We start from the raw sequence: 17,440 nt of genomic DNA, 5'->3' as shown, positions 1-17,440 counted from the left end.
GTCCTCGTGTTTTGGGGGCCACCGGTGTCTGCTGTCCGTCATCAGCTGCCGCGCTCGGTCGCGGCGTCACAGAAGCGACATTCCTCGATGAACCATGTTCTGTCCATCCACTCTGCCCGCACGGCCCCGTTACCCGAGAAGCCCGACCTGGGCCGATATGAGCGGCCCGCCACCATGGTCGGCCAGACTCCTGTTCTGCGCATCACCGAACCCTTCACGACTGCCGAGCAGGGTTTCTGGGCGAAACTCGAAGGCTTTAACCCGGGTGGGATGAAAGACCGTCCCGCGTTGCACATGGTCGCGCGCGCCCGCTCCGACGGCTCTTTGGCCCCCGGCGCCCGGATCGTCGAATCCACCAGCGGCACCCTCGGGTTGGGTCTGGCGCTGGCCGGCACGGTTTACGGTCACGCGGTCACGCTGGTCACCGACCCCGGGCTGGAGCCGATCATCCAGAACATGCTCACCGCGTACGGCGCCCAGGTCGAGTTGGTCACCGAGCCCCACCCCGAGGGCGGATGGCAACAGGCCCGCAAGGATCGCGTGGCGCAGATTGTGGCCTCTGATCCTGGCGCCTGGCATCCCGACCAGTACAACAATCCGCACAACGTCGAGGCCTACCGCGGGTTGGCGCTCGAGCTGCACCAGCAGCTGGGACCGGTGGACGTGCTGGTGTGCTCGGTGGGAACCGGCGGGCATTCGGCGGGCGTGGCACGCGTGCTGCGCGAGTTCAATCCGCGGATGGTGTTGATCGGCGTCGACACCGTGGGCTCGACCATTTTCGGCCAAACGGCCAGCACCCGGCTGATGCGCGGCCTGGGATCGAGCATCTATCCCGGCAACGTCGATTACGCCGCCTTCAACGAAGTGCACTGGGTCGCCCCGCAGGAAGCCGTATGGGCGTGCCGCACGCTGGCCGCCACACACTACGCCAGCGGCGGCTGGAGTGTGGGCGCGGTCGCGCTGGTCGCCGGCTGGGCCGCCCGTACCGGAGCCGCCGGCGCGACAGTCGCCGCGGTCTTCCCCGACGGCCCCCAGCGATACTTCGACACCGTGTACAACGACCAGTACTGCCAAGCACACGGTCTGCTCGGTGCCGTTCCGCCGCCGCAGCCGGCTACCATCGACGATCCGCTGTCGCAGGTGGTGACGTCGTGGACCCGGTGTGCGCATGTCATCGATCCCATGAAGGTGAGTCACTGATGGGCTTGGTCGCGCAGTTCCGTAGTTTCGGCTGGCCGAGCCGACTGCTCATGGTCAACCAATTCGGGATCAACCTGGGCTTCTACATGCTGATGCCCTATCTGGCCGGGTACCTGGCGGGCCCATTGGGTCTGGCAGCGTGGGCGGTCGGATTGGTGCTGGGGGTGCGCAACTTCTCCCAGCAGGGCATGTTCCTCATCGGCGGCACACTGGCTGATCGACTGGGATATAAGCCGCTCATCGTCGGTGGCTGCGTGTTGCGCACAGTGGGTTTTGGAATGCTCGTCGTCGCCGAATCACTGCCGATGATGTTGATCGCTTCGGCGGCAACAGGTTTCGCCGGCGCACTGTTCAATCCCGCAGTGCGCGCTTATGTGGCCGCTGATGCCGGAGAGCGGCGGGTCGAGGCGTTCGCACTGTTCAACGTCTTCTACCAGGGCGGAATTCTGGCGGGCCCGTTATTTGGTCTGGCGCTGATGTTCGTGGACTTCCGGATGACCGCCGCCGCGGCAGCGATCGTGTTCGCGGGCCTGACCGTGGCCCAGCTGTTCGCGTTGCCGCAACGGATCGCCCCCGCGCCACTCGAAAAGACCTCGGTGTTTCAGGACTGGCGTGTGGTGGCGTCCAACCGGTCCTTCCTGCTGTTCGCCGTGGCCATGATCGGCTCCTATGTGCTGTCGTTCCAGGTCTATCTCGCTCTGCCGCTGCACGCCCGAGATCTCGTGCCCGGCCACGATTCGGTGGTCACCGCCATGATCTTCGTGGTGTCCGCAGTTGTTGCGATCGGCGGGCAGATGCGCATCACCCGCTGGTTTTCCCGTCGGTGGGGTTCGGGGCGGTCCCTGACAATCGGCATGCTGATCGTGGCGGCCGCGTTTTTGCCGTTGGTGGTGCTGCCCGAGGCCGGGCGGGCCGGCCCGGTGGCGGCGGTGGCGGCGCTGCTGGTGGCGACCGGTGTGCTGGCGGTGGGGTCGGCTGCGGTGTTTCCATTCGAAATGGACACGGTGGTGTCGCTGGCCGACGGGCGCCTCGTCGGGACGCATTACGGTTTCTACAACACGATCGTCGGGGTGGGCATCCTGGCCGGCAATCTCACCACCGGATGGCTGCTACAGACAATGAATGCTTTGGGTCGACCCGAACTGGTGTGGCTGCTGCTCAGTGTGATCGGCGCGCTTTGCGCGTACGGACTGTTCCGGCTGGATCGCCGTGGCTGCCTCGATCCCGCGCCGGCTGTCGGCAGGGCGGGTACTCAATGAGGTCGGCGTCGAGCGCAGGTCAGCTCTCGATGACGCGTACGACGTAGGGGGTCATGCCGGAGGTTCGGACCGGGGAGACCTTGATGGGCACATCGGTCTGCTGCGCTTCGAGCATCCGGCCCCCGCCGAGGTAGATCGCTTCGTGTTGGCTGCCCCCGGGTCCCCAGAACAGCAGGTCGCCCCGTTTGGCTTCCGACGGGGCGACTTTGCGTCCCGCGTCGTACTGATCACCGGAGTAGCGGGGCAGTACGATCCCCACGCCGGCGAACGCGTAGCGGATCAGCCCGGAGCAGTCAAAGCCCACCGTTCCTGCGCCCTGGTTGATGCCGCGGCTGGGGCCCTCCAGCGTGCCGCCGCCCCAGGAGTACGGCACGCCGAGTTGGGTGCCGGCCCGGCGGATGACGTGCTCGATGGCCTGGGCGCCGTAGAGCCTGTTGCCGCGGATGCTGGTGGCTGGACTTGCTGTCGGGGCGAGGATGCCCAAGCTGCTGAGGAAGCGACGCCCCATGGTCAATGCGGTCTGGGTGGCGGCTGCGCTGGCCTGCAGCGTCGCATTGGCGATGGCAATCGGGTCGCCGGGGGCGCCCGCGCTGGCGACCTGTGGCAGGCTCGGATCCCAGTGTCCGCCAGCATGTTCGGCGGTTGCGGTGGGTGCGGATAGAAGGAGCAGGGACGCCGCAGCCGCGCAGATGGCCACGGCGTAACGCAGGCTGGCACGGGGCGCGCGAAACCGCTGGCGCTGCTGGGCGGTGCCCACCCCGTTCACGCCTGCACATCGATCCTCGTGGGTCACATCGTCTCCTTCGCGCCGCTGCGGATGATGTGCCCTCAGATCATGTCCGACTGCTCGGGATAATCAGTGTGACAACAACATACGTACTTGATACGTAGATACGGTAACTCACATTCGTCACATGAGAAACATCTGTCACTGAATTACCAGGATGGAATTTGTTGTGGCAGGGCCGATGTCAGAATGTGGACACGCATCGTGTCAGCCCTGCGGCAATCGCATATCACGACGTGCGCGTGCGGTGACCGCCCCACACGCAGTGTTGGTGTGCGAGGCCCGATGCGCGATGTTGCGGTCAGGCGGTTAGCGATGGGGGGAGTGGTGATGATCTCTCAGACGTCGGCGTTACCTTTTTCCCATGTGTCCCAGTCGATGTTCCAGTCGCCGAGTCCATCGGTGCCCGACAATATCGGTCCGCTGGTGTTGATGACTTCAACGATGTCGCCTCGACGGGTGTTGTCGTAGAACCAGCGGGCGTTGGCCGGATTGACATTCAGGCATCCGTGGCTGACGTTGGTGTTGCCCTGGCTACCCACCGACCACGGCGCGGAGTGCACATAGATACCGCTGTAGGACATTTGCGTCGCCCATTCGACTTCGGTGCGGTAGCCATCGGGGGAGTTGACCGGGACGCCGTAGGTGGACGAGTCCATGACCAGGAATGAGTAGCGGTCACCGATGATGTAGGTGCCGTTGTCGGTGGGTGTGGACGCCTTGCCCATCGACATCGGCATGGTTTTGATGATCTCGCCGTTGCGGCGCACGGTCAGGGTCTTGGTCGCATCGTCGGCGGTGGCGATGACTTCATCACCAATCCTGAATCGCGTGCTCGCATCGTCCTGGCCGAACAGTCCGTCACCGAAGTCGACGCCATAGGTGTTCACGTTCACTTCGACCGTCGTGCCCGGACGCCAGTATTGTGCTGGGCGCCAACGGACTTCGCGGTTGTTGAGCCAGTAGAACGCGCCCTCGACCGGTGGGGTAGCGGTGACGGTGATGGCGCTCTGGGCTGCCGCGCGGTTGACGATGTCTTCGTCGAAGCGGATGGCGACGGGCTGGCCCACGCCCACGGTGTCGCCGTTGTTGGGCAGCACATAGGGCATGGTGAGGTTGTCGGGCGAATGCGTATGGAACGTGGCGGTGGTCGTCGTCGCGCCGGTCAGGCCCAGCGCCTCGGCGCGCAGCGTGTACTGCTTGTTGTAGCCCAGCGCCTCGGCGGTGGACCAGGTCACGCCATCGCGGCTGAGTCGTCCATCGACACGTTGACCCGCCTCGTTGGTGAGCGCCACCTCGCCGAGCACACCGTTGCCGGCCTCGACCGTGACCGGTGATCCGACGCTCACGCCGGTCGCGCCGTCAGTCACTGACGCCCGAAGGTCCGGGACGAGCAGATCGGCGTAGGGGCTGGCTTTCGCGATCGCCGCCGCGGGGCGCGGTGCGGGTTGCGGCGCGGATGTGCATGCGGTGAATGCCAGCGCCGACACGGCAGCCACAGCGACCGCGCGCCACCACGTCGTCACGGTGTGCTGGGGAGGAATCGGTCGGGCAGTGACGGCATGTGCGCTCTTTCGATGATGTTCTCGTGCAACGCCAATAGGTGTGCAGTGTGCGTAGCTCAGCCCTGAACGTGTCTGCCAGTGTGAGCGCTGGGCATAAGCCTTTGCTAGCCCTTCTATGAAGATTTCATGAAGCGCCCGACGTCATTGCCTCCCAGGGATAGCCGGGCACGTGTCGGGTGGTGTGCTGGCGGGGTAGGGGCTATACCCTGCGGGGGTAACTGATGGGAGGACCCACCGATGAAAGCGACGACCCGACACCGCGCGCGCCGCATTGCTGTCAGTCCAGTCCTGCGCTCGATCCTGACATGCGTAGCCGTGTGCGCGGCACGCTCACTTACAGGCAGCGCGCCGCCGGCGAAGGCACGAAACGCGAAGTCCTGCTGCGGATAACCGAAGCATCACCCTGCGGCACGCGGGTGGTTAGCGGCCCGCACGGCCGTGCCGATCGGCGCCGGGCAACGCCGTCAAAAACTGTTCAATCGCCGGCGCGAACGCTTCGGCCAGGTCCTGCGCGGTGAGCAGCGACTCTGACATGGTGACCTCAGCGAGGACGCCGTAGGGGAGCGCGTCGGCAACGGCGCGGGCCGTATCGAGCGGGTGGCGGGCATCATCACCGGCGATGATCAGTGTCGGAGTCGAGATGTCGGCCAGTTCGCAGGCGTCGCGGAAGGCACGATCGTGACCGATCGCCGCGGCCGCAGCTGCGCTCTGCGGATCGGCACGCGGTATGGCTTCGGTGACGAGATGGGCGATCAAGGGTTGCAGGTGCGGAATGAACAGGTCCCACCCGGCCTGCAATCCGTGTGTCCGAACGCATGCGGCGAAACGGTCCATCAGTGCGGTCTCTGCTGCTTTGGCGCCGTCGTCCTCGATGGCTTCGGCGCTGATGATCACCGCCGAGCGGACCTTGGCCGGATGGGCCAGGCTGGTGCGCAATGCGATCGTGCCGCCCAGGCCCGCGCCGATCAGGTGCGCCGACGTCGCATCCAGGGCGGCCATGACGGCGATGACGTCGGCCACATAGCGGTCCCAGCGGTGCAATGCAGGATCGCGGCAGATCGATGCGCCGTAGCCACGAATGTCGGGTAACGCCACGAGATAGCGACCGGCGAGCCGTTGCGCCAGCGGGCGCATGCTGTGGTGATCGGGACCGCCGCCGTGCAGCAGGATGACCAGCTCGCCCTCACCACCCACAGCGACCCGGAGGGGCCACGCGTCAACGGTGACCTCGATCATCGTCGTCACCATCGGGTGCCCCACCGCGCAGTGCGGACGGAATCGGACCGGCGCCCCGCGGGGCGGAATGTGCCGCGTCGGCGATCAGCGGCTCGCGTTTCGCCCCGCGGCGGCTGAGGATCAGGCTGACCGCCGCTGAACTGCATGCTTGCAGGATACCCCCTCGGGGTATACATTCGATATGTGCATACCCGGTAGGGGTATTGACCACCGAGGAGGAGTGGAGCGCGTATGAGCACGACGACCTACACCGTAACGGGCATGTCCTGCGGGCATTGCGAAGCATCTGTACGTGAGGAGGTCGGCGGCCTGGCCGGTGTGTCCGATGTCGAGGTCAGCGCCAAGACCGGCGCCCTGACCGTGACCTCGGACGGATCTGTCGACGATGCGCAGGTGCAGGCCGCCGTCGCCGAGGCCGGTTATACGGCGGTGCGGGTCCGGTGAACGCCGCGGGCCGACTGGCCGCCTTCGGGGTGGGACTGGCCGTAGCGTTCGGTGCTGCCTACACCACCGCGGCGGCACTCGCTCCCGCTCCCGCTCCCCAACAGGACACCGACGCACCGCCAAACCCCCTCGGGTCCAACGACATCACGCAATACGCACCGGCAGCACCGATGGCAGGTGCTCCCGCAGGCCTGTCACTGGCCGACGACGGATACGAGTTGTCCCCGGTACGCGCGCCCGCGCGCACCGACGCCACCGGCCTTCTCAGCTTCTCCATCCTGAACCCGGCGGGACAGCCGCTACGGGACTACGACACCGTGCACGACAAACAGTTACACCTCATCGTCGTGCGAACCGATGGAAACCATTTCGCCCACGTGCACCCGAGCCTTGACCCGCGCAGCGGCGTGTGGTCGATCCCGTGGACCTGGAACGCCGCCGGCACCTACCGGGTCTTCACCGACTTCACCCCCGCAGGCGGCAAGCAAACCACGCTCACCCGCGCTGTCGAGGTGGCCGGCACGTTCACCCCGTCACCCGCGCGTGCCCCCCGCACCGTTGATCAGGTAGACGGATACACCGTGCAGCTGCAGGGAACCCTGGCCGCTGGGACGTCAACACAGCTCACCGCACGCATCACCCGCGACGGCCAACCCGTGACCACGCTGGAGCCCTACCTGGGGGCCTTCGGGCACCTCGTCGCGTTGCGCGACGGCGACCTGGCCTACCTACACGTGCACCCCGAAGGTGCCGAGCCGACACCGGGGGATAGCGGCGGGCCGACGGTGCCGTTCGCCGCCACAGCACCGACCGCCGGGCGCTACCTGCTCTACCTCGACTTCCAGGTGCGAGACACCGTGCACACGGCGACGTTCGTCGTCGACGCCGCCCGCAGCGGGCCCGTCAACAGCACCACTGCACCCTCACCGGCACCGGGTCCGGGCCACGCCGGCCACACCGGGCACTGACCGCGCCGCCGACCACCGAAAAAGGAGCACCCATGACGACGTCGACACCGGTGTCCTCGGCACACGTCGAGTTGCAGATCGGCGGGATGACGTGCGCCTCCTGCGCCAACCGAATCGAGCGCAAGCTCAACAAGATCGACGGTGTCAGCGCCTCGGTCAACTACGCGACCGAGAAGGCCACGGTCGCCGTCCCCGAGGGCTATGACCCGGCCGAGCTGATCACCGCCGTGGAGGCGACCGGTTATTCGGCCACCCTGGCCGCCGGCGCAGCCCCCGCCGGGGACACCTCGGCTGACACCGACGCCGAGGACCCCGAACTGGTCGCGCTGCGTCAGCGTCTCATTGCCTCCGGCGCACTGTCGGTCCCGGTGATTGCGATAGCCATGATCCCGGCACTGCAGTTCACCTACTGGCAGTGGGCGTCGCTGACGCTGGCCGCCCCCGTCGTCATCTGGGCGGCCTGGCCCTTTCACCGGGCCGCCTGGGCCAACCTGCGCCACGGCAGCGCCACGATGGACACCCTCATCTCGATGGGCACTCTCGCGGCGTTCTTGTGGTCGTTGTATGCGCTCTTCCTGGGCACCGCCGGCGAAGCCGGAATGACGCATCCGTTCACGCTGACATTGGCCCCCTCGCACGGCGCAGCCAACATCTACCTCGAAGTAGCCGCCGGCGTCACGACGTTCATCCTGGCCGGCCGCTACTTCGAGAAACGGTCCAAACGCCAGGCCGGCGCCGCGCTGCGGGCCCTGCTGGAGTTGGGCGCCAAAGACGTCTCGGTGCTGCGCGAGGGCACCGAATCCAAGATCCCCGTCGAAGCGCTCACCGTCGGCGACGAGTTCGTCGTGCGCCCCGGGGAGAAAATCGCCACCGACGGCGTGGTGGTGTCAGGAACCTCGGCCGTCGATGCGTCCATGCTGACCGGCGAATCCGTTCCGGTGGAAGTCAGCCCCGGGGACAACGTCGTGGGCGCCACCGTCAACGCCGGCGGCCGCCTTGTCGTGCGCGCCAGCAGAATCGGCACCGACACCCAACTCGCCCAGATGGCCACACTGGTCGAAAACGCCCAAACCGGCAAAGCCGAGGTGCAGCGCCTGGCCGACCGCATCTCCGGGGTGTTCGTCCCGATCGTCATCGCCGTCGCCGTCATCACCCTCGGAGCGTGGCTGGGCGCCGGATACCCCGTCGCCTCAGCGTTCACCGCAGCGGTCGCCGTCCTGGTCATCGCCTGCCCTTGCGCCCTCGGACTGGCCACGCCCACCGCACTGCTGGTCGGGACCGGCCGCGGCGCGCAGATGGGCATCCTGATCAAAGGACCCGAGGTGCTCGAATCCACCCGCACCGTGGACACCGTGGTGCTGGACAAAACCGGCACCGTCACCACCGGCACCATGGCCCTCGTGGATGCGGTCCCGGCACCGGGAACATCGCGCACCGACCTGCTCCGGTTAGCCGGCGCCCTCGAAGACGCCTCCGAACACCCCATCGCCCGCGCGATCGCCACCGCCGCCCGAGACGAGACCGGCGCGCTGCCCACCGTCGAGGATTTCGTCAACGTGCAAGGCAAAGGGGTGCAAGGCATTGTCGAGGGGCATGCGGTCGTCGTTGGACGCGAGAGCTTGCTGGCCGACTGGGCACAACACCTCGACGAGGAACTGGCGCAGGGCAAACGCCGCGCCGAAGCCGACGGCAAGACCGTGGTCACGGTCGGCTGGGACGGACACGCCCGCGGCATCCTGATCGTCGCTGACACCGTCAAATCCAGCAGCGCACAAGCGATTACACAACTCAAACAACTCGGGTTGACCCCGGTGCTGCTGACCGGGGACAACGAGGCCGTCGCCCGCCGCATCGCCGCCGAGGTCGGTATCGACACCGTGATGGCCGAGGTCATGCCCGAAGGCAAGGTGGAGGTCATCACCGCTCTGCAGGCCGAAGGCAAGACCGTCGCGATGGTCGGTGACGGCGTCAACGACGCCGCAGCACTGGCTCACGCCGACCTGGGCCTGGCGATGGGCACCGGCACCGACGTGGCGATCGAAGCGTCCGATATCACATTGGTCCGCGGCGATCTGCGCAGCGCCGTCGACGCGATCCGACTGTCCCGCAAGACATTGTCAACCATCAAGACCAACCTGTTCTGGGCGTTCGCCTACAACGTGGCCGCCATCCCCGTCGCCGCCCTGGGCATGCTCAACCCCATGCTCGCCGGCGCAGCAATGGCGTTTTCCAGCGTGTTCGTCGTCGGCAACAGCCTGCGGCTGCGCGGCTTCACCAGCACCAGCACCAGCACCGACAGCACCAGGGAGGACGCCCGCCATGGCTGATCAAAATCAACCGGGCAGCTGCTGCTGCACCGCCAGTAGGTCGCAGCCGATACCGACGCCCCGCATCCCGGCGGCACCCAACCTGCTCGACATCAACTGGCGCAACCCGACTCCACCCACCGCGAACGTGGAAGCGAGCAACTGGTGACCACGACAGACGAGACCGGCCACTGCACGACGGCAGATGCCGGCCGCCACGGCTACATCACCGACAAAGACCGATACCTGGCACGGCTGAAACGCATCGAAGGCCAAGCCCGCGGAATAAGCCGCATGATCGAGCAGGACCGCTACTGCATCGACATCCTGACCCAGGTCGACGCCCTGACCAAAGCCCTGCAAGGGGTGGCGCTCGGACTGCTCGACGACCACCTACGCCACTGCGTCGCCAACGCGGCCGCCGCCGGGGGCCCGGGCGCCGACGCCAAACTTACCGAAGCATCCCAAGCGATCGCCCGACTGGTGCGCTCCTAAGCGCTGCCGGCCGCCGCCGGCGCCCGGGTGATCGACGAGCTCAAGGACAGAGATGACACACCACCCCGACCCCGCAGAAACGGTCCCCACACACGCCAACCATGTAGGCCATCACTACCGCGAGACGCATCCCGGCACCGCGACCGAACACCAGCACGACGGGCACGAAAGCCACAGCGGGCACGGCGGACATGGCGATCACGTCGCCGCGTTCCGGAAACAGTTCTGGATCAACCTGGTCATCGCTGTCCCGGTCGTGGCGTTCTCATCGATGTTCGCGATGCTCGTCGGTTACGACATCCCCTCCTTTGCCGGCGCCCAGTGGGTGGCCCCTGTGCTCGGCACGCTCATGTACTTCGTCGGCGGACGCCCCTTCCTCACCGGCGCGGTCAGCGAAATCCGTTCCCGCCAACCGGGAATGATGCTGCTGATCGGGCTCGCCATCACCGTCGCGTTCCTCGCCTCGTGGGGTGCCACCCTGGGCGTGCTGCACCACGAACTCGAATTTTGGTGGGAACTGGCCCTGCTCATCGTCATCATGCTGCTGGGGCACTGGGTGGAGATGCGCTCACTGGCCCAAACCACATCGGCATTGGACTCGCTGGCCGCCCTGCTGCCCGACGAAGCAGAAAAAGTCGACGGCGAGCACACCGTGACCGTGTCACCGGCCGACCTCCGCGTCGGCGACGTGGTGGTAATCCGCCCCGGCGGAAGCGTTCCCGCCGACGGAACCATCGTCGATGGGCGTGCAGACATGGACGAGTCGATGGTCACCGGGGAATCCCGCCCGGTCACCCGCGGCGCCGGAGACACTGTCACCGCCGGGACGGTCGCCACCGACTCCGGCCTGCGAGTGCAGATCACCGCGACCGGCGACGACACCGCCCTGGCCGGCATCCAACGCCTGGTCACCGAGGCGCAGAACTCCTCGTCACGAGCCCAACGCCTGGCAGACCGTGCCGCGGGATGGTTGTTCTGGTTCGCGGTCTCCACCGCCGTGATCACCGCGTCGATCTGGGCGCTCGCCGGAGATCCCGATGCCGCGGTGGTCCGCGCGATCACCGTGCTGGTCATCGCGTGCCCGCACGCGTTGGGCCTTGCGATTCCGCTGGTGGTGTCCATCGCCACCGAGCGGGCGGCCCGCGGGGGAGTGCTGATCAAGGACCGCCTCGCGTTGGAAGGTATGCGCACCGTGGACGCGGTGCTGTTCGACAAGACCGGCACCCTCACCAAAGGTGAACCCACCCTCACCGCGGTGCAGACCGTCGGCGGCGACGAGAGCACCGTCCTGGCGCTGGCGGCCGCAGCCGAGGCAGACAGCGAGCACCCCTTGGCGAGAGCCATCGTCACCGCCGCCACCGAGCGCGGCCTCGATATCCCCCAAGCCAGTGGTTTCACATCGTCGCCAGCAGTCGGGGTGACCGCGACCGTCGACGGTCACCAGATAAGGGTGGGCGGTCCTCGACTCCTTGCGGAACTTGGTGAACCCGAGATCGAGGTCGCCGCACAGTGGCGCGAGAACGGCGCCATCATCTTGCACGTGGCCCGTGATGGCACCGTCATCGGCGGTCTGAGCCTGGCCGACGAGGTACGCCGCGAATCCCGCGATGCCGTCGACGCGCTGCACAAGCTCGGCGTCGAGGTCGTCATGATCACCGGTGATGCCGAAGCTGTGGCCCATACCGTCGGGCAGGAACTCGGCATCGACCGCGTCTTCGCCGGCGTACGACCAGAAGACAAAGCATCGAAAGCCGCTGCGCTGCAACATGAAGGCAAGAAAGTCGCCATGGTCGGCGACGGCGTCAACGACGCGCCCGCCCTCGCACAAGCCGACGTCGGCATCGCCATCGGTGCCGGCACCGATGTCGCAATCGCGTCAGCGGGAGTCATCCTGGCCAGCTCAGACCCGCGTTCGGTGCTGTCGGTGATCGAGTTGTCCCGTGCCAGCTACCGCAAGATGCAACAGAACCTGTGGTGGGGCGCCGGGTACAACCTTATCTCGGTGCCGTTGGCTGCCGGGATCCTGGCCCCGGTCGGCTTCGTGCTGCCGATGTCGATCGGCGCCGTCCTGATGTCGCTGTCGACCATTGTCGTCGCACTCAACGCACAACTGTTGCGACGCCTGGATCTTCGACCCGAAGCCAGCACCGACGCAGTCCTGCACAGCTGACCGCAACGGACTGCATCCATTGCGACAGAAGTTGTTCCCCGCAGGTCCAAAGCGGTGGCTGCTACTGGGGTTCTTAGTGTTCGTGGCTGCTGTGATCGTGCAGCGACTGCGCCGGGGCAACGGGGGCCTGCGCCGGCGGAGCGGGGTCGGCGGACGGGGCTTGCGGCGGCGCGACAGGTGTGACGTTCAGCGGAACAGCCGGGGCCGGTGCCTGCCCGTGGTGGTTGTCACCGTGGTGATCCCCTGCGTGTTCGACCTCGCTTCCGTGATGACCGGTGTCCGCCTGAACCGGACCGTGATGGTCGGTGCCTGCGTCGGCCGGGCCATGATGGTGGCCATGGCGCTGACCGGAAACGACGCCCACCGTCGATGCCAGCGTGACGACACCGACTGCACCGAATAACACTGCAGCACTGGCCAGCGCCGAAACCGGTTCGCCCTGCAATCCGCGATACCAGATCCAGCCAGCACCCATCACTACGTAGATCTGAAGCATTAACGCCGCAAGGTCAGCGCCCTGCACCACCTCCGGTTGGCCGGCATGCGGACCGAACGGGGCGCCCGCAGTCCGAGACAGTACCCATAACGCAATGGCACCCCCGTTGAGCAGGATGCCCGCGGCCAGAATCGGTGTCGTCGTCCTGACGAGCACCGCCCGCACCCACATCAGCTGCAGCAGCGCAAGAACGGCGAAGAACACCCCGGACAGCGGCCACTCGCGCCAGTGCGCCGGTACTACGGCAAAATGGACGACCGCAGCTCCCAATGACGCCAGCGCCGCACAACGAGCAGCCAATCTGCTGTCGGTCCTGGGCGCCGCCTTGATAGCCACTGAGCGATGATGACAGCACCAACACGGCAACTCGACCACCCGACATCACATCTCAACCCGACCGAGATTCTTCTGTCACGAAGCACATGTTGGACAAGCTCGTTGCGGATCATCGCAACTGCCTTGCTTATGAACAGACTGCCGTATCGGCATTTCGGCAATCATGTTTCGCTTCGAGCCGCACGAGCATGGCAAACCGGTACAGGCACAGGTCATCTCGCTAATGTCGAGCTCGATGCTGGGTGTACCTGAACGTCTGCGGCTGAGCGGGCGATGAGGGCATGTGATCAACCCTTCCATCGTGTTGTCGGTCAATGTCCGGCGCCGGGGTGTACGGTCTCGGGCGCGCCGGCGGGGGCACTGCCGGCAGCCGCGCCCGGTGCCGCGGTGACTGTGAACTCCGCGGTGTGGACCTGTCCATCCACCTTGAAGTCCAGGTAGAGCAGGTACGTGCCGTCCGTGGGCGCGGCTGCCATGAACTCGATGTCGGGACCGGGCTCGGTGATTCCGTCGCCCGGCTCACCCATCGGGTGCACATGCAGGTACCCGAGGTCACCCGCCCGTAGCGCCACCAGGTGCCCGTAGGCCCCGAGATAGGGCTCCAGCCTCTGCACCGACCGCCCCGCGCGGCTGACGGTGAACGTCAGAGTCGAACTTGTGCCGACGCCAAGTGATCCGTGCAGGGCTACGGTGAAATCGGCGACCGTGGCGACGGCGGAAACCGGCGGCAACGGCCGCGGTGCGAAGTCGCCAGCGACCGACGTGGTCGAGGTCAGTGTCACGTTGCTCCCGAGTTCGCTCGGAACGATGTCGGCGTAAAGCCGGTAGGAGCCTGCCGCATTCCATCGCCACGGCAATGACCATGAGCCGTCACCGTCGTAGGTGGGGTGCACGTGCCGGAACTCGGCACCGTCGCTACGTACGACGATCAGGTGCAAGTCCTTCTCGTGCGCGGTGTCGTACTCGGTGAGCGCAGCTCCGCCCGGGCCGGTCAAACGAAACGACAGCTTGCCCTCCTGTCCGGTGGCGCCGGGTGCTGTGACGTCGCGGATCTGATAGCCGCTGCGTTCGATCGACAGGCCGGGCATCACGACCGAGGACGGCGATCCGGCGTTGTCGGTGTGGTGTTGTGCTCGCTGATTCATCTACGCTGCCTCCGTTTGCTTCGTCCACGACGCGGACGGGTCCGTGGGGATTACCCGGTGTCTTGGCGCACCGGTTGATGTCCGCGCCCCGGTCGTGCACCACGACCGGGGCGCCCAAGACATGCCTTGGCCGTCAAGGCCTGCCGGTTACTGGACCGCGCTCAGCGGGCCGGAACCGGGATCTCGCTGGTGTCCTCGCCGGCGGAATCGTCGGGTGTGGCGGCGCGCCGATTGACCACCGAGGTGGGGAGCACCTTGATCGGCCACCAGAACCAGCGACCCAGCAGCGCTGCAACCGTCGGGGTCATGAACGCGCGGATCACGAAGGTGTCGAACAACAGGCCCAGACAGATCGCGGATCCGACCTGACCGATGGCGATCAGGTCATTGGTGACCATCGAGCCCATGGTTATTGCGAACACAAGGCCCGCCTGGGTGGCCACGCTCCCGGAACCAGCGACGCCCCGGATGATCGACGTATTCAGACCGGCATGCAGCTCTTCCTTGAACCGGGACACCAGCAGCAGGTTGTAGTCCGATCCGACCGCCAACAAGATGATGACCGTGATCGGCAACACGAACCAGTGCAGTTGCTGGCCGAGAATGTGCTGCCATAAGAGCACCGAAAGCCCGAACGACGAACCCAACGAGATCGCGATCGTTCCGACGATCACCGTGGCCGCGACGATGCTTCTCGTCATGACCAGCATGATGATCAAGATGAGACTGAGCGCCGCGATCACGACGATCATCAGATCGTATTTCGTAAATTCCTCGATGTCGTGATACGTCGCGGCGGTACCGCCGAGATACAGTTCGGATCCTTCCAGCGGCGTGCTCTTGATGGCTTCCTTCGCCGCAGTCAGCTCCGCCGACGTGGTGGCGATCGCCTCAGGTCCCGCCGGATCACCCTCGTGCGTGATGATCATCTGCGCGGATCTGCCGTCCGGTGATACCAGCAGCTTGAGGCCCTTCTGGAAGTCCGCGTTGTCGAAGGCCTCCGGCGGCAGGTAGAAGTAGTCGTCGTTTTTCGCCGCGTCGAAGGCCTGACCCATTGCAGTCGCAGTGTCGGTCATGCGACTGATCTGCTCAATCAGCCCGTTGAAGCTGCTGTGCATGGTCAGCATGGTGGCTTGGATGTTCTTGGAAATTGCGATCATTGGCGGTAACTGCGCAACGAGCTGCGGCGTCAGTTCATCCATTTTCTCCAGATTGACCAGCATCGAATCCATGTTTTCGCTGAGCTTGTCGATTCCGTCAAGGCCGTCGAACAATGACCGCGTGGAGAAACAGATGGGGATGTTGGCGCAGTGCGGTTCCCAGTACAGGTAATTCCGCATGGGCCGCCAAAAATCGTCGAAATTAGCGATGTGGTCGCGCATCTCGTCGGAGGTCGCCTTCAAGTCCTTCGCGTCGCCGACCATGTCGTGGGTGATGTCGGCCTGTTGCTGCATGAGGCTTTGCATGCGTTCCATAATGGCGATCATTGCACCGAGTTCGTCGGTCATCCCGAGCATGTCGCTCATGCGGTCCTTCATATACTGCAGGTTCTCGGTCATCGACACCGACTGCATACTCACCTGGAACGGGATCGAACTGTGATCGATCGGCGCCCCCAAGGGCCGGGTGATGCTCTGTACCTTGTTGATTCCCTCGACGCGGAGGACATTGCGGGCAATCCTGTCCAGGATCAGCATGTTGGCGGGAGTGCGCAGATCCTGATCGGCGACGATCAGCAGGATGTCCGGGTCCATTTTGGCCTTCGAGAAATGCCTATCCGAGGCCTGATATCCCTGAATGGAAGGCATCCTGTCTGGGACGTAGTACCGGTCGTTGTAGTTCACCGTGTACGACGGCAGCACCGCTAGACCGATCAGCGAGACGATCATCGTCACGACCAGAATCGGTCCAGGCCAGCGCACGAGGGCGGTGCCTATCCGGCGCCATCCTCGGGTCGTGATCTTGCGCTTTGATTCGAGCAACCCGAAGCGGGTGCCCACCAGCAGGACTGCCGGAGTGAGCGTAAGCGCCGCGGCGACAATGACAAGCATGGCCACGGCGTTGGGAATGCCCACCGCTGCGAAGTAGGGCAGCCGGGTGAACGTCAGGCACAGCGTCGCACCCGCAATCGCCAATCCTGACCCGAGCACGACATGTGAAACGCTGTGATAGGTCGTGTAATACGCTGCTATACGATCCTGGCCGGCTGCCCGCGCCTCGTGGTATCGGCCGAGGAAGAATATTGCGTAGTCGGTAGCTGCCGCAATTCCCAGCATCGTGAGCAGGTTCACGGCCAGGTTCGACAATTCCATGACCTGGTAATGCCCGAGGATGGCAACCACTCCGCGCGCGGCACTGAGCTCGACAAACACCGTGATCGTGACGATCAACATTGTCGCCAAGGACCGATAGATGACCAACAGGATGAGAGCGATGATCGCGAAGGTGATCAACGTCATCATCAGCTGGCTATCGTCAGCGGCGGCATTCAAGTCCATCGTGAGCGCGGCCGGACCGGTGACGTAGACCTTCAGCCCGGGCGGCGGGTTGCTTTGATCGACGATATCGCGCACCGACTCTACCGACTTCTTCGCCGGTGTAGTGCCTTGGTCTCCAACGATATTCAGCAACACGTAGGCGGCCTTGCCATCCACGCTCTGCGACCCGCCCGCGGTGACGCGGTCGCCCCAGAAGTCCTGAACGTGGTCGACATGCTCATGGTCATCCTTGAACTGGGCAACCAGGCCGCGGTAGTAGTCGCGCGCCTCGTCCCCGAGCTCGGTATCGCTTTCCAGCAGAACCATGACCATGCCGTCGTAGCCGAACTGATCGAACTCTTCGCCCAGCTTCTTGAGCGCCTTGAAGGACGGCGCATCCTCGGACGCCAGCGAGACCAAGTTCGCTTGCCCCACCTTTTCAAGCGACGGCACAACGACACTCACCGCCACCATCACCACCAACCAAGCCACAATCATCAGACCCGGTGCCCGGCGGATGGCCGACGCGAAACGGGACGGCTTGGCAGCGGTCATA

General features: G+C 65.5%; 14 protein-coding genes. 7 read left to right on the top strand and 7 right to left on the bottom strand.

Annotated elements, in window-relative coordinates:
• The first annotated feature begins 87 nt into the window (after positions 1-87).
• Positions 88-1,200, top strand: coding sequence for a PLP-dependent cysteine synthase family protein (locus V4U86_RS26695; protein WP_395308849.1), 1,113 nt, complete (start codon positions 88-90; stop codon positions 1,198-1,200).
• Positions 1,200-2,459 (top strand): MFS transporter, encoded by a 1,260-nt coding sequence (locus tag V4U86_RS26690; protein WP_395308848.1) that lies wholly within the window; start codon positions 1,200-1,202, stop codon positions 2,457-2,459. The genes V4U86_RS26695 and V4U86_RS26690 overlap by 1 nt, the downstream gene beginning before the upstream one ends.
• Positions 2,460-2,478: 19 nt before the next feature.
• Here V4U86_RS26690 and ripB read toward each other — a convergent pair whose 3' ends face one another.
• The 3 genes from ripB to V4U86_RS26675 all read right to left on the bottom strand — a co-directional run bounded on the left by ripB (position 2,479) and on the right by V4U86_RS26675 (position 6,047).
• A complete protein-coding gene (gene ripB / locus V4U86_RS26685; RefSeq protein ID WP_395312227.1) occupies positions 2,479-3,168 on the bottom strand; it encodes an NlpC/P60 family peptidoglycan endopeptidase RipB in 690 nt (229 codons plus the stop codon).
• A gap of 416 nt (positions 3,169-3,584) precedes the next feature.
• Positions 3,585-4,772: a L,D-transpeptidase gene (locus V4U86_RS26680; protein WP_395308847.1), complete on the bottom strand. Its 1,188-nt coding sequence runs from the start codon at positions 4,770-4,772 to the stop codon at positions 3,585-3,587.
• 459 nt (positions 4,773-5,231) lie between these two features.
• Entirely contained in the window at positions 5,232-6,047 is an 816-nt protein-coding gene (locus V4U86_RS26675) for an alpha/beta fold hydrolase (protein WP_395308846.1), read from the bottom strand.
• A 231-nt stretch (positions 6,048-6,278) separates the two neighbouring features.
• Between V4U86_RS26675 and V4U86_RS26670 the strand changes: the two genes are divergently transcribed.
• The 3 genes from V4U86_RS26670 to V4U86_RS26660 are packed head-to-tail and all read left to right on the top strand — an operon-like array spanning position 6,279 to position 9,786.
• Positions 6,279-6,491, top strand: a complete 213-nt coding sequence (locus V4U86_RS26670) for a heavy-metal-associated domain-containing protein (RefSeq protein ID WP_395308845.1) — start codon at positions 6,279-6,281, stop codon at positions 6,489-6,491.
• The gene (locus tag V4U86_RS26665; RefSeq protein WP_395308844.1) at positions 6,488-7,459 is read left to right on the top strand and encodes a heavy-metal-associated domain-containing protein; all 972 of its coding nucleotides are present in this window, start codon (positions 6,488-6,490) and stop codon (positions 7,457-7,459) included. Before V4U86_RS26670 ends, V4U86_RS26665 begins: the two co-directional genes overlap by 4 nt.
• A gap of 32 nt (positions 7,460-7,491) precedes the next feature.
• Complete coding sequence (locus V4U86_RS26660; protein ID WP_395308843.1) at positions 7,492-9,786, top strand: heavy metal translocating P-type ATPase; 2,295 nt, start codon at positions 7,492-7,494, stop codon at positions 9,784-9,786.
• 6 nt (positions 9,787-9,792) lie between these two features.
• On the opposite strand, the gene V4U86_RS26655 is transcribed toward V4U86_RS26660, so the two are convergent.
• Positions 9,793-9,927 carry a hypothetical protein gene (locus tag V4U86_RS26655; protein WP_395308842.1) on the bottom strand — a complete coding sequence of 45 codons (135 nt, stop codon included), beginning with the start codon at positions 9,925-9,927 and terminating at the stop codon, positions 9,793-9,795.
• A 3-nt stretch (positions 9,928-9,930) separates the two neighbouring features.
• Here V4U86_RS26655 and V4U86_RS26650 point away from each other — a divergent pair, with 3 nt between their 5' ends.
• The gene (locus V4U86_RS26650) at positions 9,931-10,260 is read left to right on the top strand and encodes a metal-sensitive transcriptional regulator (RefSeq protein WP_395308841.1); all 330 of its coding nucleotides are present in this window, start codon (positions 9,931-9,933) and stop codon (positions 10,258-10,260) included.
• Positions 10,261-10,312: 52 nt separating this feature from the next.
• A complete protein-coding gene (locus tag V4U86_RS26645; RefSeq protein WP_395308840.1) occupies positions 10,313-12,430 on the top strand; it encodes a heavy metal translocating P-type ATPase in 2,118 nt (705 codons plus the stop codon).
• A 73-nt stretch (positions 12,431-12,503) separates the two neighbouring features.
• On the opposite strand, the gene V4U86_RS26640 is transcribed toward V4U86_RS26645, so the two are convergent.
• The 3 genes from V4U86_RS26640 to V4U86_RS26630 all read right to left on the bottom strand — a co-directional run bounded on the left by V4U86_RS26640 (position 12,504) and on the right by V4U86_RS26630 (position 17,439).
• Entirely contained in the window at positions 12,504-13,262 is a 759-nt protein-coding gene (locus tag V4U86_RS26640; protein ID WP_395308839.1) for a hypothetical protein, read from the bottom strand.
• A 311-nt stretch (positions 13,263-13,573) separates the two neighbouring features.
• Positions 13,574-14,407: a hypothetical protein gene (locus V4U86_RS26635; RefSeq protein WP_395308838.1), complete on the bottom strand. Its 834-nt coding sequence runs from the start codon at positions 14,405-14,407 to the stop codon at positions 13,574-13,576.
• Between the two features lie 161 nt (positions 14,408-14,568).
• The gene (locus tag V4U86_RS26630) at positions 14,569-17,439 is read right to left on the bottom strand and encodes an RND family transporter (RefSeq protein ID WP_395308837.1); all 2,871 of its coding nucleotides are present in this window, start codon (positions 17,437-17,439) and stop codon (positions 14,569-14,571) included.
• Position 17,440 lies beyond the last annotated feature (1 nt).

This window comes from Mycobacterium sp. AMU20-3851 (assembly GCF_043974665.1).
GTDB lineage: Bacteria > Actinomycetota > Actinomycetes > Mycobacteriales > Mycobacteriaceae > Mycobacterium.
The sequence above is the reverse complement of the archived record's forward strand: the minus strand, read 5'-3'. Positions and strand labels throughout refer to the sequence as shown.